18 protein-coding genes are annotated in these 21,580 nt (G+C 72.1%); 3 read left to right on the top strand and 15 right to left on the bottom strand.

Features of this window, described 5'->3' with window-relative positions:
• Positions 1–14: 14 nt before the first annotated feature.
• From ABZX90_RS21220 to rimP, 8 genes are all read right to left on the bottom strand, one after another.
• A complete protein-coding gene (locus tag ABZX90_RS21220; RefSeq protein WP_355206911.1) occupies positions 15–3,776 on the bottom strand; it encodes a trypsin-like peptidase domain-containing protein in 3,762 nt (1,253 codons plus the stop codon).
• A gap of 296 nt (positions 3,777–4,072) precedes the next feature.
• Positions 4,073–4,978: a tRNA pseudouridine(55) synthase TruB gene (truB, locus tag ABZX90_RS21215; protein WP_351123434.1), complete on the bottom strand. Its 906-nt coding sequence runs from the start codon at positions 4,976–4,978 to the stop codon at positions 4,073–4,075.
• Complete coding sequence (gene rbfA / locus ABZX90_RS21210; protein ID WP_261709639.1) at positions 4,975–5,424, bottom strand: 30S ribosome-binding factor RbfA; 450 nt, start codon at positions 5,422–5,424, stop codon at positions 4,975–4,977. The genes truB and rbfA overlap by 4 nt, the downstream gene beginning before the upstream one ends.
• 33 nt (positions 5,425–5,457) lie before the next feature.
• Entirely contained in the window at positions 5,458–5,751 is a 294-nt protein-coding gene (locus ABZX90_RS21205) for a DUF503 domain-containing protein (RefSeq protein ID WP_351123437.1), read from the bottom strand.
• 245 nt (positions 5,752–5,996) lie between these two features.
• Positions 5,997–9,161 (bottom strand): translation initiation factor IF-2, encoded by a 3,165-nt coding sequence (gene infB / locus ABZX90_RS21200; RefSeq protein WP_355206906.1) that lies wholly within the window; start codon positions 9,159–9,161, stop codon positions 5,997–5,999.
• 149 nt (positions 9,162–9,310) lie between these two features.
• On the bottom strand, positions 9,311–9,589 hold the full coding sequence (locus tag ABZX90_RS21195; protein ID WP_351123443.1) for a YlxR family protein: 279 nt from the start codon (positions 9,587–9,589) through the stop codon (positions 9,311–9,313).
• Between the two features lie 102 nt (positions 9,590–9,691).
• Positions 9,692–10,690, bottom strand: a complete 999-nt coding sequence (nusA, locus tag ABZX90_RS21190) for a transcription termination factor NusA (RefSeq protein ID WP_266763332.1) — start codon at positions 10,688–10,690, stop codon at positions 9,692–9,694.
• Positions 10,691–10,692: 2 nt separating this feature from the next.
• Positions 10,693–11,190, bottom strand: coding sequence for a ribosome maturation factor RimP (gene rimP / locus ABZX90_RS21185; protein ID WP_351123449.1), 498 nt, complete (start codon positions 11,188–11,190; stop codon positions 10,693–10,695).
• A 274-nt stretch (positions 11,191–11,464) separates the two neighbouring features.
• On the opposite strand from rimP, the gene ABZX90_RS21180 reads away from it, so the two are divergent.
• From ABZX90_RS21180 to ABZX90_RS21170, 3 genes are read left to right on the top strand one after another with little or no spacing between them, the layout of a single operon-like run.
• Positions 11,465–12,064 (top strand): hypothetical protein, encoded by a 600-nt coding sequence (locus tag ABZX90_RS21180; protein WP_355206901.1) that lies wholly within the window; start codon positions 11,465–11,467, stop codon positions 12,062–12,064.
• Positions 12,061–12,552: a ferritin-like domain-containing protein gene (locus tag ABZX90_RS21175; protein WP_351123455.1), complete on the top strand. Its 492-nt coding sequence runs from the start codon at positions 12,061–12,063 to the stop codon at positions 12,550–12,552. The genes ABZX90_RS21180 and ABZX90_RS21175 overlap by 4 nt, the downstream gene beginning before the upstream one ends.
• A 39-nt stretch (positions 12,553–12,591) precedes the next feature.
• Positions 12,592–13,542, top strand: coding sequence for an aminoglycoside phosphotransferase family protein (locus ABZX90_RS21170; protein ID WP_355206947.1), 951 nt, complete (start codon positions 12,592–12,594; stop codon positions 13,540–13,542).
• A 94-nt stretch (positions 13,543–13,636) separates the two neighbouring features.
• On the opposite strand, the gene ABZX90_RS21165 is transcribed toward ABZX90_RS21170, so the two are convergent.
• From ABZX90_RS21165 to dxr, 7 genes are all read right to left on the bottom strand, one after another.
• On the bottom strand, positions 13,637–13,810 hold the full coding sequence (locus ABZX90_RS21165; RefSeq protein WP_355206898.1) for a hypothetical protein: 174 nt from the start codon (positions 13,808–13,810) through the stop codon (positions 13,637–13,639).
• Between the two features lie 136 nt (positions 13,811–13,946).
• The gene (locus tag ABZX90_RS21160) at positions 13,947–15,638 is read right to left on the bottom strand and encodes a proline--tRNA ligase (protein ID WP_351123458.1); all 1,692 of its coding nucleotides are present in this window, start codon (positions 15,636–15,638) and stop codon (positions 13,947–13,949) included.
• 71 nt (positions 15,639–15,709) lie between these two features.
• Complete coding sequence (locus ABZX90_RS21155) at positions 15,710–16,279, bottom strand: GNAT family N-acetyltransferase (RefSeq protein WP_351123461.1); 570 nt, start codon at positions 16,277–16,279, stop codon at positions 15,710–15,712.
• Positions 16,280–16,340: 61 nt separating this feature from the next.
• Complete coding sequence (locus ABZX90_RS21150) at positions 16,341–17,189, bottom strand: GNAT family N-acetyltransferase (protein WP_355206894.1); 849 nt, start codon at positions 17,187–17,189, stop codon at positions 16,341–16,343.
• A 462-nt stretch (positions 17,190–17,651) separates the two neighbouring features.
• Positions 17,652–18,809: a flavodoxin-dependent (E)-4-hydroxy-3-methylbut-2-enyl-diphosphate synthase gene (ispG, locus tag ABZX90_RS21145; protein ID WP_351123467.1), complete on the bottom strand. Its 1,158-nt coding sequence runs from the start codon at positions 18,807–18,809 to the stop codon at positions 17,652–17,654.
• A gap of 168 nt (positions 18,810–18,977) precedes the next feature.
• Positions 18,978–20,282: a site-2 protease family protein gene (locus ABZX90_RS21140; RefSeq protein ID WP_351123470.1), complete on the bottom strand. Its 1,305-nt coding sequence runs from the start codon at positions 20,280–20,282 to the stop codon at positions 18,978–18,980.
• Positions 20,279–21,535 carry a 1-deoxy-D-xylulose-5-phosphate reductoisomerase gene (dxr, locus tag ABZX90_RS21135; protein WP_355206890.1) on the bottom strand — a complete coding sequence of 419 codons (1,257 nt, stop codon included), beginning with the start codon at positions 21,533–21,535 and terminating at the stop codon, positions 20,279–20,281. The genes ABZX90_RS21140 and dxr overlap by 4 nt, the downstream gene beginning before the upstream one ends.
• Positions 21,536–21,580: the final 45 nt, after the last annotated feature.

Here is a 21,580-nt window from a genome sequence, read left to right as displayed (position 1 = left end):
GCGCGGGCGGTGGTTCAGGCGGGAACCCGCGCCCCGGCCAGGTTCTCGATCATGCGGCGGGTGCTGGGGCCGACCACGCCGGACCACTCCTCGGGGGTGCCGGTCAGCCAGCGGGCGAGCAGGGTGGCGAAGCCCGGGACGCGCCGGGCGAGGTCGACGAGGCCCCGGTCGAAGCCGGTGGCCCCGGCCGGTGTGCGGACGAGGAGGAGGCCGACGCGGTGCACCAGCTCGCGGGTGCGCTCCTCACCCCGCCGGTCGAGGCCGTCCACGGCGGCCCTCAGGACGGCGTCGAGAACGGCCGGCTCCCGCTCGTGCGCCAGCAGCAGATCGAGCAGCTCGCGCCGCAGCGGGGCCGAGGCCTTGCCGCCCGGGGCGGCGAGGACCTGGGCCAGCGCCGTCCGCACCAGCACGGAACAGCCCTCCAGCAGACAGCTGACCAGGGGAAACAGCACCCCGGCAGCGGCGCTCCCGTCGTCGAGGCGCCGGTCCACGTACGCGGCCAGGTACGCGGTGGCGCCGGGGCACAGGTCCACGGCCTCCCGCACCATCGCGGCGACGCGGCGGGCCAGCGCCGGCGTGGTGACGTCGGCGAGGGTGCGCAGCAGCTCGGCCGTGTCGGGGCCGGGCCGGCGCAGCCGGTCACGGAAGGCGGCGAGCACGAGCTCCTGATGGGTGGTGAGCGCGGCGGCCAACGCGCTCGGGGGCAGCCGTGCGTCGCCGGCCGCGAAGCGCTCCAGGGCCTGCGGCAGGTAGTGGGCTCGCGTGAGCGGATCCCGTACGAGGATGCCGAGCGCCCCGCCGTGCAGCGTGCAGTCGGCGGGGCGGGCGAGCAGGGCGAGGGCGGCGTACCGCAGCAGCTCGCGGTCGGCCGAGGTCCCCGCGAACGGCGCCGCCCGCAGCCCGTAGGCGACGGCCGCCACCCGCCGCGCGGGCTGTTCGTCGTGCGCCCACCGGTCCACCGCCCGGCACACGGCCGACGGCTCCTCCTCGGCAAGCACGGCCAGCAGCTCGTCGCCCCGCCGGTGCGCGCAGGCCACCAGGGCTTCGGCCAGATCGTCCAGCGCCCGCCGCCGGTGCGCGTACAGCAGCGCCTGCGCGGCCGTCGCGACGGTCGCGTGCGGGGTCGCGGGGAGCGGTCGCTCGTCGTCGAACCAGCGGGTGAGGTGGTGGTGCACGGCGGTGGGGTCGGCGGCGAGGAGACGGGAGACGGTGTCGAGGTAGCGCGGGGCGGCGGGGGCCTCGCCGGGGCACGGGGGCTCGGCCGCCGGGGCGCGGCGGGCGTCGGCGACCACCAGGCGCCTGAGCAGGTCGAAGCGCTCCGCGTCCGGTACGGGCAGCGCCGCCCAGAAGGCCGGACCGAACTCCGCCGGTACGGCTCTCCCGTGCTCCCGCCACGTCACGATCCGCTCGGTGAGCAGCCGCAGCACCCCGAGGTACGGGGTCGCGTCGGGTACCCGGAGCAGGACGGTGGAGCAGAGTCGGGCGGCCCACCAGAGGGGGTCGCCGAGCGGGTCCTGCGCGTCGGGCAGCAGATCGTCGACCGCGTGGACGAGGTCCTCCAGACGGAGGGTCAGTTCGGCGGTGCCCTTTTGACGGGCCAGCAGGAGCAGGGTCTCCACGACGGGGCCGATGCGGTGGCGGGGGACGGGAAGGGTGTCCGCCCCGGAGTCCGCCGCCGTGGACCGGGAGCGGCGTGCGTGCCGACGGCCGGGCGCCGTGGTCCCCGTGTGCCCGGGGTCGGTGCCGGGCGCGGTGTCGGGTGCGGTGTCGGGTGCGGTGCGCCTCCGGTGGACCAGGCTGTGCAGGGCCGCGTCCAGGTCGAGGTGGGTGCCCTGGATCCAGTCGGCGAGCTCCTCGTGGGCGAAGCGGTAACCGTCGCCCGCGGGGACGAGGAGTCCCTCGGTGAGAACGGCGTTCGCCCAGCCGGTGATGCCCGCGAGGCGGCGTCCCGGGGCGGGGCCCCAGGGGAAGACGGCTTCGAAGGACGCCCCGTCCAGTTCGCCCTGCCCGGGTCCCAGGCAGCGGCGCGCGGCCTCGTGCACCTGGCCGGAGACCCGGGCGGCTAGCCGGCGTACGGCGGTGCCGCGCACGCCGTTCGCCGCGGCGAGCCGGACCGCGACGCGCAGGCACATCAGGTCGAGGTGGGCGGCGAACACGTCGTCGCGGTCGAGCCGCCCGGCCGGGACGTCGGGCACCGTGGCCCGTACCTCGGACAGCAGCCGCAGCACCAGCGGATGGCCGGCGTCGGCCGGCGCCAGGGTGCCTTCGGGAATCCCGGCGCGCGACCGGGCCAGCCGGGCCTCCTCCTCGGTCAGATCGCCGAGCCGTACGCAGGCGGGCAGGCCGTCGGCGTCCCCGTCCCGCGGCGGCTGCCCGCCCGGGTACGCCGACGGCCGGTGCAGCAGCTCCGCGGGAAATCCCGCCCCCGCGCGCTCCCAGTACTCCGCCCGGCACCCGATGACGAGCCGTACGCCGGTCTCCGCCAGCCAGGCGGCCGTTCCCTCGGTCCAGGCGGGGAGCCGGTGGGCGAGCTCGGGCGGCATCTCCTCGGGACCGTCGAGGAGGAGGAGCAACGGCCGACCGACGGCACGCGCCGCCAGGGCCAGCCGGTTGGGCCCGATGTCGCCGAGTTCGCCGCCGTATCCCTGGGGAGGGAGCACGCCCGCGTCCGCGCGCCGCCGCGCGCCCCCTCCCCCGGCCGCCCCGGGGCCCTGCCGCGACGCCGCCACGATCCTGCCGGCGCGCTCCAGGGCGCGTGTCGCCGCGTCCGCCACCGAGGTGTCGTCGGCGAGGAGGTCGGCGCCGCGCAGCCACAGGGTGGGGGCCGGTTCCGGGCCCCTGAGGCGGCGGGCGGCGAGGGCGGCGAGTTCCGTCGTACGGCCACTGCCGGGCGGGCCGACGAGTCCGAGGACGGCGGCCGGGCCCCTCTCGAAGGCCGTGAACTCCCTGATGACATCGGCCCGTTCGACGGGTTCGGGACCCATGCCCGCGGCACCGGTCGGGGCCGGCGGAGGGGGCCCGTCCGATCCCACCGAGGTCGCGGTGAGTTCCAGCGCTCCCGCGAGATTCAGATCGGCGCCGTACGCGGGCACGGTCTCCGCGTTACGGGCCAGCAGGTCGGCGAGCGGCCCCGCGACGCCTCGCAGGGGGACGGCGAAACCGGGTGACCGATGGCCGGCCGGGGTCTCCCCCGGCCCGGTTCCGTCCGGGGTCCGGGGAAGCAGGACGGTGCCGACGACCGCCACCACGGCGCCGGTGCCGGCGTCGAGGACCGGTCCCCCGGCGGCTCCGCCGCCCGGCCGGAGCGCGTCCGCGCCCGCCGTCCCGATCGCCAACTCCAGTGCGTCGCGCAGGAGATGGAAGCGATCGGTGGCCGTGTACGTCACGGCGGAGGTGCCCAGCACCCGCGCCTCGCGCCAGCCGCCCGCCGCGATCCGGACGTACGCACCGGTCTCGACGCGGTCCCGCACGGTGACGGGGAGCGGGCCGAGGCCGAGACCTTCGGTGCGTACGAGGGCCAGACCGGCGTCGGGCAGGGGCGTGACGGCGTCGGCGGTCACCACGCAGGTACGGTCGCCGGGGGCGTGCAGGACGAGTCGGGCCAGGCCGTCGACCGCCTCGTGGCTGGTGATCACGGTGCCGTGGTGGTCGGCCGCGAAACCCGTGCCGCGTGGGCGGCCCGCCAGGTCGCAGACGCGTACCAGCGCTTCGTCCCACGTCTGTCCGGTGGCGTCCGCCGCCTCTTCGGTCCCGGTCCGCGGGCCGCGTCCCGCCATGCTCGAACCTCCCCGCCGTGCTCCTGCTCCGACGGTAGGGGCGAGGTGATCGGCGGGACAGATCCTGTGGCGAACGCGCCCCCTTCTACTCCCTCGGTTCACTCCGAGCGCCCGCCCGAAGGGGTGAATACGCGAGGTCGGATGGATACACCCTTGGGTGGGGGAGCCGGGGGAGGGAGTGGAGCGGCGGGCACGAGACCCCGTGACCGCCGCTCCACGGGCGGAGTGTCCTCGCGGGCGCCCCGCCTCGTGTGCGGGGAGCCCGGGCGCCCCGCCCGGTGTGCGCCCGGGGAGCCTCAGCCGAAGACGGCCAGGCTCTTCGCCTTGCCCTTCGACTCCTCCACCAGCGCGATGAACTGCCCCTCGGGGTCGAAGACCGCGACGGTGCCCTTGCCCGCGTACTCCTCGGGCATGTCGAGCCGGACGCCGTTCAGCAGCAGCCGGGCCCGCTTGGTGTCCACGTCCCAGCGCGGGAACGCGGCCGCGGCCGCCTCCGAGATCGGCATCACCGTCAGCTCCTCCTGGAGCTGGTCGAGGGTGCGCGCGGAGTCCAGCTTGTAGGGGCCGACGCGGGTGCGGCGCAGGGCGGTGAGGTGACCGCCGACGCCCAGGTCCGCGCCGAGGTCGCGGGCGATCGCCCGGATGTACGTCCCGGAGGAGCAGACGACGGAGACGACCAGGTCGAGCACCGGGGTGCCGTCCTCGGCGACCGCGTCACGGATGTCGTACACCGCGAACGACGAGATGGTCACCGGGCGGGCCGGGATCTCGAATTCCTCGCCCTCGCGCGCCCTCTTGTACGAGCGCACACCGTCGATCTTGATGGCGCTGACCTTGGACGGCACCTGCATGATGGCGCCGGTCAGCTTGGCGACCCCGGCGTCGACCGCGTCGCGCTTCACACCGGAGGCGTCCGTCGAGGAGGTGATGTCGCCCTCGGCGTCGTCGGTCAGCGTGTTCTGGCCGAGCCGGATCGTGCCGAGGTACTCCTTCTCGGTGAGCGCGAGGTGCCCGAGGAGTTTGGTGGCCTTCTCGACACCGAGGACGAGCACACCCGTCGCCATGGGGTCGAGGGTGCCCGCGTGGCCCACCCTGCGCGTCCTGGCGATCCCGCGCATCTTGGCTACCACGTCGTGCGAAGTGAAGCCCGACGGCTTGTCGACAATGACAAGCCCGTCGGGCGTCTTGGGGTTCTGCGTCATTCCGCCGCGTCGTCCTCGTCGTCCTCGCCCGGCTTCTTGTACGGGTCCGCGTCACCCGCGAAGGACGCGCCGGCCGAGACCTCGCGCACCTTCTCGTCCGAGGCCCGTGCCTTGTCGAGCAGGTCCTCGATGGTCTTGGCGGTGTCCGGCAGGGCGTCCGCGACGAACGTCAGCGTCGGCGTGAACTTCACGCCCGCCGCCGCGCCGACGGCCGAGCGGAGCACGCCCTTGGCGCTCTCCAGGCCCGCGGCCGCCTCGGCACGCTGCTCATCGTCCCCGTACACCGTGTAGAAGACGGTGGCCTCCCGGAGGTCCCCGGTGACCCGGGTGTCCGTGATGGTGACGTGAGTACCGAGCCGCGGGTCCTTGATCCCACGCTGCAGCTTCTTGGCCACCACCTCTCGGATGAGGTCCGCCAGCCTCTTCGCCCGCGCGTTGTCGGCCACTGGTCCGTCTCCTTCTTCGCCTTGCTTGTTTCGTCAGTCTTCGTCTGTGTGGACTCTGCGCCGTACCGACAGCAGTTCCACCTCCGGCCGCGCCGCGACCAACCGTTCGCACCGGTCCAGTACGTCGGTCAGGTGCGTCGTGTCCCCGGAGACCACCGCCAGGCCGATCTCTGCCCTGCGGTGAAGGTCCTGGTTGCCCGTCTCGGCGGCACTCACCGCGTACTTCCGCTGGAGTTCGGCGACGATCGGCCGGACGAGAGAGCGTTTCTCCTTGAGCGAGTGAACGTCGCCGAGGAGCAGGTCGAAGGACAGCGTCCCCACATACATGTGTAACCGGATGTCCCGCCGGTACGGGATAGATGGCCTGCCAATGCACTTGGCAGGGACATCAGAACCGTACAACGAACCGTCGGCCGGCTCGACGGGGTTTCCGGGCCCCGGGTCGTTCACCGGCCGGGGCCGGTCACGCAGTTCCCCGCGCCCCGAAGAGGGACGCGGGGAATTGCGTGATCTTGTAAACGGCAAGCTGGCCGGCGGTGACTGCTCACCGCCGGCCAGCTCAGGCAACCGCTTTACGAGCGCGGCTTCTCGCGCATCTCGTAGGTCGCGATGACGTCGTCGACCTTGATGTCGTTGAAGTTGCCGAGGTTGATACCACCCTCGAACCCTTCGCGGATCTCGGTGACGTCGTCCTTGAAGCGACGCAGCCCGGAGATGTTGAGGCTCTCCGCGATGACCTTGCCGTCGCGGATGAGGCGCGCCTTGGTGTTGCGCTTGACCTCGCCCGAGCGGACCAGGACACCGGCGATGTTGCCCAGCTTGGACGACTTGAAGACCTCGCGGATCTCCGCCGTGCCGAGCTCGACCTCCTCGTACTCCGGCTTGAGCATGCCCTTGAGGGCCGCCTCGATCTCCTCGATGGCCTGGTAGATCACCGAGTAGTACCGGACGTCGACGCCCTCGCGCTCCGCCATCTGCGCCGCGCGGCCCGCAGCGCGGACGTTGAAGCCGATGACGATGGCGTCGGAGCCGGTCGCCAGGTTGATGTCGGACTCGGTGACCGCACCCACACCGCGGTGCAGGACACGGATGTCGACCTCTTCGCCGACGTCGAGCTGGAGCAGCGAGGACTCGAGAGCCTCCACCGAACCGGACGCGTCGCCCTTGATGATGAGGTTGAGTTCCTGCACCAGACCGGCCTTGAGGGCCTCGTCCAGGTTCTCCAGGGAGAACCGGACACCCCGGCGGGCGAAGTTGGCGTTGCGCTCACGCGCCGCGCGCTTCTCGGCGATCTGACGCGCCGTGCGGTCCTCGTCGACAACCAGGAAGTTGTCGCCGGCGCCCGGGACGTTCGTGAGACCCAGGACCAGGACGGGGGTCGACGGACCCGCTTCCTCGACGTTGTTGCCGTTGTCGTCGAGCATCGCCCGGACACGGCCGTACGCGTCGCCGACCACCATCGTGTCGCCGATGCGCAGCGTGCCGCGCTGGACCAGGACCGTCGAAACGGCACCGCGGCCACGGTCGAGGTGGGACTCGATCGCAATACCCTGCGCGTCCTGCTCCGGGTTGGCCCGCAGGTCGAGCGAGGCGTCCGCGGTCAGGACCACGGCCTCCAGGAGAGCCTCGATGTTGAGGCCCTGCTTGGCGGAGATGTCGACGAACATCGTGTCGCCGCCGTACTCCTCGGCCACCAGACCGAACTCGGTGAGCTGACCGCGCACCTTGGTCGGGTCGGCACCCTCGACGTCGATCTTGTTGACCGCGACCACGATCGGCACGTCGGCCGCCTTGGCGTGGTTCAGCGCCTCGATCGTCTGGGGCATCACACCGTCGTTGGCCGCCACCACGAGGATCGCGATGTCGGTCGACTTGGCACCACGGGCACGCATGGCGGTGAACGCCTCGTGACCGGGGGTGTCGATGAAGGTGATCCTGCGCTCTTCGCCGTTGACCTCGGTCGCGACCTGGTACGCACCGATGTGCTGCGTGATACCGCCGGCCTCGCCCGCGACGACGTTCGTCTTGCGGATGGTGTCGAGAAGGCGGGTCTTACCGTGGTCGACGTGACCCATGACGGTCACGACCGGCGGACGGACCACGAGGTCGTCCTCGTCGCCCTCGTCCTCGCCGAACTCGATGTCGAAGGACTCGAGCAGCTCGCGGTCCTCCTCCTCGGGGCTGACGATCTCGAGGACGAAGTTCATCTCGTCCGCGAGGAGCTTCAGCGTCTCGTCGGAGACGGACTGCGTGGCAGTGACCATCTCGCCGAGGTTCATCATCACGCCGACGAGCGACGCCGGGTTGGCGCCGATCTTCTCGGCGAAGTCGGTGAGGGACGCACCGCGCGACAGGCGGACGGACTGTCCGTTGCCGCGAGGCAGCATCACGCCGCCGACCGACGGGGCCTGCATGGCCTCGTACTCCTGGCGCCTCTGCCGCTTCGACTTGCGACCACGACGCGCCGGACCGCCGGGACGGCCGAACGCACCCTGTGTGCCACCACGGCCACCGGGACCACCCGGACGACCGCCGAAGCCGGGACGGCCACCGCCGCCACCGCCGGGACCACCCGGACGACCGGCGAAACCGCCGCCGCCGCCACCGGGACCACCCGGACGACCGGCGAAACCGCCGCCGCCGCCACCGGGACCGGCCGGACGACCGGCGAAGCCGCCGCCGCCCGGACGACCGCCGCCGCCACCGGGACCACCGGGACGACCGCCGCCGCCACCGGGACCGCGGCCACCGGGGCCACCGCCGGGACGCGGGCTGCCCGCGGCCGGACGCTGAGGCATCATGCCGGGGTTCGGACGGTTACCGCCCGGACCGCCGCCGGGACGCGGAGCCTGCGGACGGGGCATGCCGCCCGGAGTGGGACGGGCACCGCCCGGACCGCCCTGCGGACGCGGAGCGCCGCCGGGACCGCCCTGGGGACGGGGAGCACGGTCCTGGCCGCCCGCGCCCTGCGGACGCGGACCACCGGGAGCACCGGCGCCGCCGGGGCCGGGACGTGAACCGCCCGGACGGGGCGTCTGCGGACGCGCCATGCCGGTGGAGCCACCCGAGGTGAACGGGTTGTTGCCCGGACGGGGACCGGCCGGACGAGCACCGGGACGCGGAGCCTGGCCGCCGGGACGCGGGGCGCCCTGACGGTCGCCGCGCTCGGGACGGTCACCACGACCCTGACCACCCTGGCCGGGGCCACCGGCCGGACGGGCACCGGGACGCGGAGCCTGACCGGCGGGACGCGGGGCGCCCGGACGGGGGGCACCCGCGGCGGGAGCCGACGGAGCCGAGGGGGCCGACGACGCAGCCGACGCCGACGGGGGCGCGGTGAACTCGGGCGCGGCCGGAGCCGGAGCCGCCGGAGCGGGCTTCGGGGCCGGCTTGGGGCCCGGACGCGGGCCTGCGGCAGCCGGGGTGACCGGCGTGACCGGAGCAGCCGCGGGCTTCTCGGCCGCGGCCGGCTTCGGGGCCGGCGGGCGCGGGGCGGCCGGACGGGCCGCCTGCGCCGGAGAGGGGGCGCCCGGCTTGGCCGGGGCAGCCTTGCGTGCGGCGGGCTTGCCGCCACCGTTGCCCTGCTGGAGGGCATCTGTCAGTTTGCGTACGACGGGGGCCTCGATCGTCGAGGACGCCGAACGGACGAATTCACCGAGTTCTTGGAGCTTGGCCATGACGACCTTGCTCTCTACGCCGAACTCCTTGGCGAGTTCGTATACCCGGACCTTAGCCACTTCGCTCCTTTTAGGTCCGGGTCTGCGTCCGGACCGTCGCTACTTCATGGGCGTACTCATCGCGTGCTCATCGAGTGCTCATCGCAATCTCGACCTACTTCCAACTCGCGGAATACCAGGGCCGCACGGGGGTTCCGCGCGACGCTTTCTTACGGTGTTGCCTGCTCGACGTAGAGGCGCAACGCCGCGGTGTCGAGCGGTCCCGGAGCGCGCAGCGCCCGTGGGATCGCCCGGCGGCGGACCGCCAGATCGAGACAAGCCAGGGCGGGGTGCACGTACGCACCCCGGCCGGGCAGCGTACCGCGATGATCGGGGGCACATTCACCCTCGATCGCCACGATGCGCAGCAAGTCTCTCTTGGCCGCTCGCTCCCGGCACCCCACACAGGTGCGTTCAGGGCATGCGCGGGCTCGCGTCCGGCCAGACACTCTTAAGTCTACCTCCCCGTACCGACCTCACCCCTTTGGGGCAAGAATCGAACGGTTGTTGTCGTGATGTAAGCGATCTACGGCTCGGATCTATTCCCCGGCCTACTCGCCGCGCTGCTCGGCGGGCTGCTCGGTGTCCGGACGGATGTCGATCCGCCAGCCCGTGAGCCGGGCGGCGAGGCGGGCGTTCTGGCCCTCCTTGCCGATCGCCAGCGACAGCTGGTAATCGGGGACCGTCACGCGCGCGGAACGGGCCGCGAGATCGACGACCTCGACCTTGGAGACACGGGCCGGGGAGAGCGCGTTCGCCACCATGTCGGCCGGATCGTCCGACCAGTCGACGATGTCGATCTTCTCGCCGTTCAGTTCGGCCATCACGTTGCGGACCCGGCCGCCCATGGGGCCGATGCAGGCGCCCTTGGCGTTCAGACCGCTGCGGGTCGACCGGACGGCGATCTTCGTGCGGTGGCCGGCCTCGCGGGCGATGGCGGCGATCTCGACGGAACCGTCGGCGATCTCCGGCACCTCCAGCGCGAAGAGCTTCTTCACGAGGTTGGGGTGCGTACGGGAAAGGGTCACGGACGGACCGCGGACACCCTTGGCCACCCGTACGACGTACGAGCGCAGGCGCAGGCCGTGCTCGTAGTTCTCGCCGGGGACCTGCTCCTGCACCGGCAGGATGGCCTCCAGCTTGCCGATGTCGACGAGCACGTTCTTCGGGTCACGGCCCTGCTGGACCACACCGGTGACGATGTCGCCCTCGCGGCCCGCGTACTCGCCCAGGGTCGCGTCGTCCTCGGCGTCCCGCAGTCGCTGCAGGATGACCTGCTTGGCGGTGGTCGCGGCGATCCGGCCGAACCCCGACGGGGTGTCGTCGAACTCGCGCGCCTCCTGCCCCTCCTCCAGATCCTCGGGGTCCTCCTTCGCCCACACGGTCACATGACCGGTCTCCCGGTCGAGCTTCACGCGCGCGCGCCGACGGCTTCCCTCGGTGCGGTGGTAGGCGATGAGGAGGGCCGACTCGATCGCCTCGACCAGCAGGTCGAAGGAGATCTCCTTCTCCCGTACCAAACCCCGCAGGGCACTCATGTCGATGTCCACGGCTACGCCTCCTCTTCCTTCTTGTCCTTGCGGCTGAACTCGACCTGGACGCGGGCCTTGGCGATGTCCTCGAAGGCGAGCCGCTTGGCGGTGGGCTTGCGCCCCTTCACACCCGGCACTTCGACATCGAGACCGTCGTCCTCGACCAGCAGGATCCGGGCGAGCAGTTCGCCGCCTTCCGCCAGCTGGAACTTCACCAGGCGGTCGGTGGCACGTACGTAATGGCGGTGTTCCTTGAGCTCGCGCTCGGCACCGGGCGTTCCGACTTCGAGGGTGTATTCACCGGCACCCATCGCGTCCGTCTCGTCGAGCTTCGCCGAGAGCGCGCGGCTCACATCGGCGATCGCGTCCAGGTCGGCACCCTCGTCCGAGTCGACGACGACGCGCAGAACACGCTTGCGGCCGACGGTCTCCACTTCGATCTCTTCCAGATCGAGGCCCTGGGAGCTCACGAGCGGGTCCAGGAGTTCTCGCAGCCTCTCGCTCTGGGTCGTGCTCATCCGGGTGACTCCTCGGCCGCGTGTGCTGTTGTGGGTTGGTCGCGTGTCAGGTCAAAGGGTATCCGGTCGCGGAGGGTGTTGCCGTCCACCGGAGCGGGTGTGCTCGCGGGGACAGGTCCCGGGGGGCGTCCGCGAAATCGCGCCGGAGACAGACCGGAGACCGACCGGAGACAGATGGGAGAGAGCCGCTGGGCGGTGATCGGCCGATGCGCGGGTACCGTGATCACGGGCAGCTCGCCCATACATTCGTACGAGCCCTCCGAGGACGTCTGCCGTGTCGTTCCCCCTGCCGTCGCGCACCCCGTCGGGTCCGCGCCGAAGGACCCTGCTCGCGGCCGCCGCGGGCGCCTTCGCGCTCGCGGGCTGTTCCACCCCCGAGCCGTCCAGCGACACGACGGGCGGCAGCCCCTCGGCCGCGGACCGGGCACGCGCGCGTGCGGCCCGCGACAGCACCACGCTGGCCGGCCGGTACACCGCGGTGATCGCCGCCCATCCGGACCTGGAGAAGCGGCTCGGCCCGCTGCAGGCGGAGGTCGTGCGGCACGCGAAGGCGTTCGGGGGCGGCAGCGCGGGGTCGTCGGTGTCTCCGTCCGCGTCGGCCTCGGCGTCGTCGTCGAAGTCGGCATCCGCTCCGGCGCCGGGTTCGGGTTCGGCGTCCGCCTCCCCCGATGTCACGGCCTCGGCCAGTGCCTCCCCCGAGGTCGCGGCCCGTCCCAAGGACGCGCTCGCCGACCTCGCCTCCGCCGAACTCGCGCTCGCGGACGAGCGGACACAGGCCCTGGTGGAGGTTCCCGGCGAACTCGCCAGGCTGCTCGCCTCGGTGGCGGCGGCCGGGGCGGCCCACGCGTTTCTGCTGACGAAGGCGGCGAAATGAGCAAGCGGAACACGACCGAGGAAGCCGAGCTGAAGGCTCTGCAGGCCGCGCTGGCCGCCGAGCACGCGGCCGTCTACGGCTACGGCGTCGTCGGCGGCAGGATCGGCGAGGCCCGACGGGCGGACGCCCGGTCGGCGTACGACGCCCATCGCGCACGCCGGGACGAACTGGCGCGGGCGGTGAAGGACATGGGCGGGACGCCCGAGGCCGCGTCGGCCGCGTACGTGCTGCCGTTCGCGGTGACGGACACCGCCACGGCCGTACGGTTCGCGGCCGAGCTGGAGGAGCGGGTGGCCGCCGTGTACTCCGACCTCGTACGCGCCGCCACGGGCGACCGACGGCGCACGGCGGCCGGGGCGCTGCGGGAGGCGGCGGTCCGGGCCGTCCGCTGGAGCGGCGAGAGCGTAGCCTTCCCTGGGCTCGCCGAGCGGGCGGCCACCTCGTCCACCACGGCCACCCCGTCCGCCACGGCGCCCTCGCCGACGTAACGCGACCTGGAAGGGAACATCTCGCGCATGGACTCGCGCATGGCCTTCGAACCGCCGCAGCGCCTTCTTCGGGCGCTCGGCGAGACCCGCCGGAGCGGGTCGGAGGAGGACGAGGCCGGTGAGTGGCTGGAGAAGCTGCCCGAGCTGGCCCGACAGGCCGCCGATCTGCGCGAGTTGACCGTGGAGCGGGTGCAGGCGCCGGGTGGGCGCAGCAGTCTGGTCCTCCTGGTGCGCCAGGCCGACGGGACGCCCGCCGTGCTGAAGCTGGCGCCCGAGCGGGCACGTCCGGAGAGCGAGCGGGCCGCGCTCGCCCACTGGGACGGCCGGGGCGCGGTCCGTCTTCTCGACGCCGACGAGGCCCACGACACCCACGGCGTCCTGCTGCTTGAGCGGCTGCACCCGGACATGTCCGTACGGTCGCTGCCCGAGGCGAAGGCCCTGCTGGAGGCGGCGGGGACGCTGCGGCGGCTGTGGGTCGAGCCGCCCTCCGCCCATGTCTTCGAGACCGTCGCCGAGCGGACCGGGCGGCAGGCGGAGGCGATGCGGGCCTCGGTGGAGGCCGGAAGCGAGGCCGGGTCCGAGGCCGGGTCCGAGGCCGGTGCCCTCGTCGACGCCGCGCTCGCGGCCCGCGACGAATTGCTGGCCGGACCGCCCGAGGCACGGCTGCTGCACGGCACCTTCCGGCAGAGCAAGGTGCTCGCCGGGGAGCGCGCGCCCTGGCTGGCCGTGGGACCGGATCCGGTGGTCGGCGAGTGCGCGTTCGACCTGGCCCGGCTGGTCCGCGACCGGGTGGAGGACCTCATCGCGTCGCCGTCGGGGGCGTCGATCACCCGGCGCCGGGTCAAGCGGCTCGCCGAGTCCCTGGAGGTGGACCAGGAGCGGCTGCGCGGCTGGACCCTGTTCCGCGCGGTCGAGTCGGGCGTCCGGGCGGGCCGGGTCGGCCGACTCCGCGACGCCGAACTGCTCCTGGAGTTCGCCGGCTGGCTCTAGGGCTGTACTAGGGCCTGTCCGGCGGATCATGCCGGAGACGCGGGGCCAGATCAGGCGCCGCAGGTTTCCTCCGACTTGATCCGCCGGACAGGCCCTAGCCCGACTCCCCCTCGGCTTCGGCGAGTTCAAGACCGTCGGACGACTGCTGGAGATCCGGAGGGAGTTCGCGGGCGAGTCCGGCGGGGTGGCAGGTCCGGATTCCCGGCGAGTCGCCACCGGCGCCCGCCCGGGCCCTGTCCGGACCGCACCTCTCCGTACGGCGACGCATGGCGCAAGGCCCGTATGGCGCCTGATACATGACGGCCCGTCATGTCCTGCACGAGCGGGGAGCGAGCCGAGAGAAAACGCCCGGCGACGCCCTCGCCTCTCGGAAGAAGAGGCCGCGGGCGCCGCCGGGCGAACGGTTAGGCCGTCAGGCGGGCGATCGCCTCGTCGACGGTCAGCTCCTCGCGCTCGCCGGTACGGCGGTCCTTCAGCTCCACGACGCCTTCGGCCGAGCGGCGGCCGGCGACCAGGATCGTCGGTACGCCGATGAGCTCCGCGTCGGTGAACTTCACGCCCGGGGAGACGCCGGCACGGTCGTCGACCAGGACGCGGACGCCCGCGGCGCCGAGCTTCTCGGACACGTCGAGCGCCAGCTCGGTCTGGAGGGCCTTGCCCGCGGCGACCACGTGCACGTCGGCGGGAGCGACCTCCTTGGACCAGCACAGGCCCTGCTCGTCGGCCGACTGCTCGGCCAGCGCGGCGACCGCGCGGGAGACGCCGATGCCGTACGAGCCCATGGTCACGCGGACCGGCTTGCCCTGCTGCCCGAGCACATCGAGACCGAAGGTGTCGGCGTACTTGCGGCCGAGCTGGAAGATGTGGCCGATCTCGATGGCGCGGTCCATCTTGAGGCCGGTGCCGCACGCCGGGCAGGGGTCGCCCGCCTGCACCACGACGACGTCGAGGTAGTCGTCGACCTCGAAGTCACGGCCGGCGACGACGTTCTTCGCGTGTGTGTTGATCTTGTTGGCGCCGGTGATCCAGGCCGTGCCGGGCGCGACACGCGGGTCGGCGATGTAGCGGACCTTCTCCAGGCCCTGCGGGCCCACGTAGCCGCGTACGAGATCTCCTCGGCCCTCGAAGTCCTCGGCCGTGACGAGCTCGACGACGGCCGGGGCGAGGTGCTCGCCCAGCTTGCCGAGGTCGACCTCGCGGTCACCGGGGACGCCCACGGCCACGATCTCGCCGTCGACCTTGACCAGCAGGTTCTTCAGGGTCGCGGAGGCGGGCACGCCGAGGTGCTCGGCGAGCGTCTCGATCGTCGGGGTGTCGGGGGTGTCCAGCTCCTCGACCGGGCCGTGCTCCTCGGAGACGGGCGTGAGCTTGAAGGTCACGGCCTCCGTGTTGGCCGCGTAGTCGCAGGCCGGGCAGTCCACGAAGGTGTCCTCACCGGCGGCGGCGGGCGCGAGGAACTCCTCGGAGGCCGAGCCGCCCATGGCGCCGGAGACGGCGGACACGATGCGGTAGTCCAGACCGAGGCGCGCGAAGATCTTCTGGTAGGCCTCGCGGTGCAGACGGTAGGACTCGGCGAGGCCCTCGTCCGTGATGTCGAAGGAGTACGAGTCCTTCATCTGGAACTCGCGGCCACGCAGCACGCCGGAGCGCGGGCGGGCCTCGTCGCGGTACTTCGTCTGGATCTGGTAGAGCATGACCGGCAGGTCCTTGTACGAGGCCACCTGGTCCTTCACCACCAGGGTGAAGATCTCCTCGTGCGTCGGGCCGAGCAGGTACTCCGCGCCCTTGCGGTCCTTGAGGCGGAAGAGGAGGTCGCCGTACTCCTCCCAGCGCGCCGAGGCCTCGTAGGGCTCCTTGGGCAGCAGGGCCGGCAGGAGGACCTCCTGGGCGCCGATCGCGTCCATCTCCTCGCGCACCACCCGGGAGACGTTGTCGAGGACCTTCTTGCCGAGCGGCAGCCAGGTCCAGATGCCCGCGGCGTTGCGCCGGACGTAACCGGCGCGGACGAGCAGCTTGTGGCTGAGCGTCTCGGCGTCCGCCGGGTCGTCACGCAATGTCTTGACCATCAAACGGGACATGCGCTGGACCTGGGCCATGATTCTCGACTCCTGCTGCGTAAGGGTGATGCCAGGAGGTTAGCCGGGCAGCGGCCGTCCCCGGAAATCCATTAGGCGTGGCGCAGCGGAAGCGGGGCGCCCATCACGGCGTACGGCTTGGGTGCGCTGGGGAACAGGACCTGCCGTGCGAGGTCCTCGTAGCCGAGGGAGCGGTACAGGCCGCGGGCCGGGCTGTCGACGTCGATCGCGGAGAGGATCGAGCGGGGTTCGGCCGCGGTGTCCGTGATGGCGGTGATCAGGGCTCGGCCGACGCCCCGGTTCTGGAAGCGGGGGTGGACGTGCAGTTCGGTGATCACGAAGGAGTTGTCGAGCCAGCCGTCGTGCCCCTGGCCGCGCAGATACGGTTCGACGACGGTGGACCACCAGTGCGCACGGTCGTTGGGCATGCCGTAGACGAACCCGACGAGCCGTCCGTCGACGGTGGTCGCGCCGAGCGCGTGGGCTCCCGGGTAGGTGAGGTGGCGCAGCACGATCTGACGTCGTACGGCGATCTCGTCGGCACCGAGCCCGAAGGCGAGCGCCTGCACGGCGAGCGCCTCGTCGACCCGCGCGGCGAGATCCAGCGTGCCGATGACCACATCGTCGGAGTCGCGGTGGCCGTGACCGGGAAAGCGCAGCATGCCGGGAGACTACCTGGCGGACAGCGGGGCATGTGAGGTCGCGCGGGGGCCGGGCAGGGCGTCAGAACAGGACACTCATGAACGCGCCGACCTCCTGGAACCCGACGCGGCGGTACGCCGCCCGCGCCGCCGTGTTGAAGTCGTTGACGTAGAGGCTGGCGACCGGGGCGACATCGGCGAGGGCGTACCGCAGGACGGCCGCCATGCCGGGGGCCGCCACTCCCTGGCCGCGGTACTCGGGGGCCACCCACACGCCCTGGATCTGGCAGGCCTGGGCCGTCGCGGCGCCGATCTCGGCCTTGAAGACGACCTTGCCGTTCTGGTCGAGGCGGGCGAAGGAACGGCCGGCGCCGACGAGTTCGGCCACCCGGGCCTGGTAGAGCAGGCCGCCGTCGCCGGCCATCGGCGAGACGCCGACCTCCTCGGTGAACATCGCCACGCACGCCGGCATGATCGTCTCCATCTCGTCCTTGCGGATGCGGCGGACGAACGGATCCGGGGCGATATCGATGGGCAGCCGGTCGGTGACCATCAACGGCTGGTGGGCGCGGACCTCGCGGGCGGGGCCCCAGCTCGGTTCGAGCAGCCGCCACAGCTGGGCGGTCGATTCGGCGGGCCCGACGATCGAGGAGCAGCGGCGGCCGCCCCTGCGGGCCCGGTCGGCGAAGCCGCGCACGGCGCGCTGGGTGGCGCAGATCGGGACGAGGTTGGCGCCCGCGTAGCAGAGGGACTGCAGCATGCCGTCCTCGTACCAGCCCCACATCTCGCCGCCGAGCCGCCACGGGTCGAGCCCCGCGACGTGTACGCGGGAGGCGACGAAAGCGTTCGCCACCGGCTCGCGGCCGAGGACAGCGAGCGCGGCGTCCAGGTCACTCGGTTCGAGGACCCTGGTGGTGGTCTGGGTCAACACGTACGGGGGCCTCACCCTGGGGTCTGCTGATTTCCGCACTGTACCTGGCGGGGTTGTGCCCCGCCGCCCCTTGCACAGCGGTCCGGTGGACGGCCGGGGCCGTGCGGAGTCGCCCGGCTGCGGGTGCGTGGGGGTTGCTCGCGCGGTTCCCCGCGCTCCTGGGGACTCGGTCCGGCCGGAGTTCCCAAGGGGACAGTTTCACCACCCCGCCGGGCCACCGGGCCGGGGCCGTGCGGAGTCGCCCGGCCGCGGGTGCGTGGGGGTTGCTCGCGCGGTTCCCCGTGCCCCTGGCAGGTCGGACCGGCCGGAGGGCCGGCAGGCGGCCGCGTTACCGTCCCGCCCGGGTCACCGGGCCGGGAGCGTGCGGAGTCGTCCGCCCTCGGGTGCGTGGGGGTTGCTCGCGCGGTTCCCCGTGCCCCTCGACTCCACCCGGTGGTGTCGAGGGGCGGGGTTCCGATGTGGTCAGCCCGCTACCGAGATCGTGGGCTCGCCGGAGGCGATGCCCTCGGCCTCCATCTGCTCGGCGAGCTTCATCGCCTCTTCGATCAGGGTCTCCACGATCTTCGACTCGGGGACGGTCTTGATGACCTCGCCCTTGACGAAGATCTGGCCCTTGCCGTTGCCGGAGGCGACACCGAGGTCGGCCTCGCGGGCCTCGCCCGGGCCGTTCACGACGCAGCCCATGACGGCCACGCGCAGCGGGACCTCCATGCCGGTGAGACCGGCGGTGACTTCCTCGGCCAGCTTGTAGACATCGACCTGGGCGCGGCCGCAGGACGGGCAGGAGACGATCTCCAGTCCGCGCTGCTTGAGGTTCAGCGACTCCAGGATCTGCAGGCCGACCTTGACCTCCTCGACCGGCGGGGCCGAGAGGGAGACGCGGATGGTGTCGCCGATGCCCTCGGAGAGCAGGGCGCCGAACGCGACGGCGGACTTGATCGTGCCCTGGAAGGCGGGGCCGGCCTCGGTCACGCCGAGGTGCAGCGGGTAGTCGCAGGCGTCGGCGAGCTGACGGTAGGCGTTGACCATGACGACCGGGTCGTTGTGCTTGACCGAGATCTTGATGTCCCGGAAGTCGTGCTCCTCGAAGAGGGAGGCCTCCCAGAGCGCGGACTCGACGAGCGCCTCGGGCGTCGCCTTGCCGTACTTCTGGAGCAGGCGCTTGTCGAGCGAGCCCGCGTTGACGCCGATCCGGATCGGGGTGCCGGTGTCGTTCGCGGCCCGCGCGATCTCCTTGACCTGGTCGTCGAACTGCTTGATGTTGCCGGGGTTGACGCGGACGGCGGCACAGCCGGCGTTGATCGCGGCGAAGACGTACTTCGGCTGGAAGTGGATGTCCGCGATGACCGGGATCTGGGACTTCTTGGCGATCGTGGCGAGGGCGTCGGCGTCGTCCTGGGTGGGACAGGCGACGCGCACGATCTGGCAGCCGGACGCGGTCAGCTCGGCGATCTGCTGAAGCGTGGCGCCGATGTCCGACGTACGCGTGGTCGTCATCGACTGCACCGAGACGGGTGCGTCTCCACCCACGGCCACGGTTCCGACCTGGATCTGCCGGGTCTTCCGGCGCTCGGCCAGCTTGGTCGGAACGGACGGCATGCCGAGAGAAATCGCAGTCATCTGCTGTGCAACCCCAAGTTGTGGATCAAGGTCCCGGAATCGTGGGCTCCAGGCTTCGAGATTACGGTACGGGCGTCCGGCCGAGCACATCACGCCCCCGCCGCTAAACCCACTCAATGGAAGGCGGCCGGACACCCAGGGTGCCCGGCCGCCGCCAACGCCGTCTTGCTAGGAGATTTTCACCGGGTTGACCACGTCCGCGATCAGGACGAGGACGGTGAAGCAGACGAAGATCCCCGCCACCACGTAAGCCACCGGCATCAGCTTCGCCACGTCGAACGGGCCCGGGTCCGGGCGGCGCAGCACCCTCGCGAGGTTGCGGCGCAGCGACTCCCACAGCGCGCCAGCGATGTGCCCGCCGTCGAGCGGGAGCAGCGGGAGCATGTTGAACAGGAACAGGGAGAGGTTGAAGCCCGCGACCAGCAGCAGCATCATCGCGACCTGCTGCGATGCCGGGATGTCCAGGGTGAAGACATCGCCGCCGATGCGTGCCGCGCCGACCACGCCCATCGGGGAGTCGGCCTTGCGCGGACCGTCGCCGAAGGCCGCGTCCCACAGGTCGGGAACCTTGCCGGGCAGCGCGACCAGGGACTCGACGCCGTTCTGCATCATGTCGCCCATACGGTCCACGGACTGTCCGAAGGACTGCTGGACGATGCCGGAGGCGGGCGTGAAGCCGAGGAAGCCGGCGTACACGTACTTGCCCTCGACATAGCCGCCGTTGCCGTCGGTCTTGCTCACCTGGTTCTTGATCAGGTGGGCCTTCAGGGCGACCTGCTGCCCGTTGCGCTCGACGGTGATCGTGACGTCCTTGCCGGGGTTGGCCCGGATGTCGGACTGGAGGACCGCCCAGTCCTCGACCGCCTTGCCGTCGAACGCGACGATCTTGTCGCCGCCCTTGAGCCCTGCGGCCTTGGCGGGCGCGGCCTGGTCGTCCTTGGCGCACTTCGACCGGTTCTCGCTCTGCTGGATGACGCAGTCCGAGACCTTGCCGACCGTGGTGGTCTGGGTCTGGACGCCGAACGTCATCATCACGCCGAGGAAGATCACGACGGCGAGGACGAGGTTCATGAAGGGGCCGGCGAACATCACGATCACGCGCTTCCACGGCTTGCGCGTGTAGAAGAGGCGGGTCTCGTCGCCGGGCTTCAGCTCCTCGAAGGCGGCCGAGCGGGCGTCCTCGATCATGCCCCGGAAGGGGGACGTCGAGCGGGCCTCGATGCGGCCGTCCGGGCCGGGCGGGAACATGCCGATCATGCGGATGTAGCCGCCGAGCGGGACGGCCTTGATGCCGTACTCGGTGTCGCCCTTCTTGCGCGACCAGATGGTCGGGCCGAAGCCGACCATGTACTGCGGCACCCGGATACCGAAGAGCTTGGCCGTCGACAGATGCCCCAGCTCGTGCCACGCGATCGAGATGAGCAGGCCCACCACGAAGACGACTATGCCGAGGATCATCATCAAGGTCGTCATGCACGAGCCTCCGCGGTTGTCGTCTGTGCCGTCAGTTCACGGGCCCGGGCGCGCGCCCAGGTCTCCGCTTCGAGGACGTCCGCGACGGTCAGGGAAGTTCCCGTACGCGGTGTGCCGTGTTCCTCGACGACCCGGGTGACGGTCTCCATGATCCCGTTGAACGGCAGTGTGCCGTTCAGGAACGCGTCCACGCACTCCTCGTTGGCGGCATTGAACACCGCCGGGGCCGTACCCGCGAGCTGCCCCACGTGCCGGGCGAGTCCCACCGACGGGAAGGCGTCGTTGTCGAGCGGGAAGAACTCCCAGCTCGACGCCTTCGTCCAGTCGAAGGCGGGTGCCGCGTCCGGGACGCGCTCGGGCCAGCCGAGCCCGATGGCGATGGGCCCCCGCATGTCGGGGGGCGTCGCCTGGGCGATCGTCGAGCCGTCCGTGAATTCCACCATCGAGTGGACATACGACTGCGGGTGCACGACCACCTCAATCCGATCGAAGGGAATGTCGTAGAGGAGATGCGCCTCGATGACTTCCAGTCCCTTGTTGACCAGGGTCGCGGAGTTGATCGTGATGACCGGGCCCATGGCCCAGGTGGGGTGGGCGAGGGCGTCGGCCGGCGCGACGTCCGCCAGCTCGGCCTTCGTACGGCCGCGGAACGGGCCCCCGGAGGCGGTCACGACCAGTTTGCGCACGTCCGCGCGGGTGCCGGAGGCCAGCGCCTGGAACAGGGCGGCGTGTTCGGAGTCGACCGGGATGATCTGGCCGGGCTTGGCCAGCGCCTTCACCAGCGGGCCGCCGACGATGAGCGACTCCTTGTTGGCGAGCGCGAGGGTGCGGCCCGCCTCCAGGGCGGCGAGGGTGGGCGCGAGGCCGATGGAACCGGTGATGCCGTTGAGGACGGTGTGGCAGTCGGAGGCGGCGACCTGGGTGGCCGCCTCGGCTCCGGCGAGGATGTCGGGAAGGGGCTCACCGGGGGCGTACCGGGCCGCGAGGGCTTCCCTGAGCGCCGGGACGGCGTCCTCGCGTGCGACGGCGACCGTCCGCACCCGTAGCCGGTGGGCCTGCTCGGCGAGCAGGGCGACCCTGCCGCCCGCGGCGGAGAGCGCGGTGACCCGGAACCGGTCGGGGTTGCGCAGCACGAGGTCGATGGCCTGGGTGCCGATCGAGCCGGTGGATCCGAGGATCACGACATCCCGGACTCCGTCCACGGGGTCGAAGACAAGATGCGGATCAGCGAGGGGGGCTGGACTGTCGCTCATCCCCCCATTGTGGCCGCATCGCGTCCGCGGATGGACAGGGCGTCC

Origin of the sequence: Streptomyces sp. NPDC002935, assembly GCF_040611295.1 — a bacterium.
In the GTDB taxonomy this organism is placed as follows: Bacteria; Actinomycetota; Actinomycetes; order Streptomycetales; family Streptomycetaceae; genus Streptomyces.
Note: the sequence above shows the minus strand (reverse complement) of the source record. Positions and strands in the feature narration are given on the sequence as shown.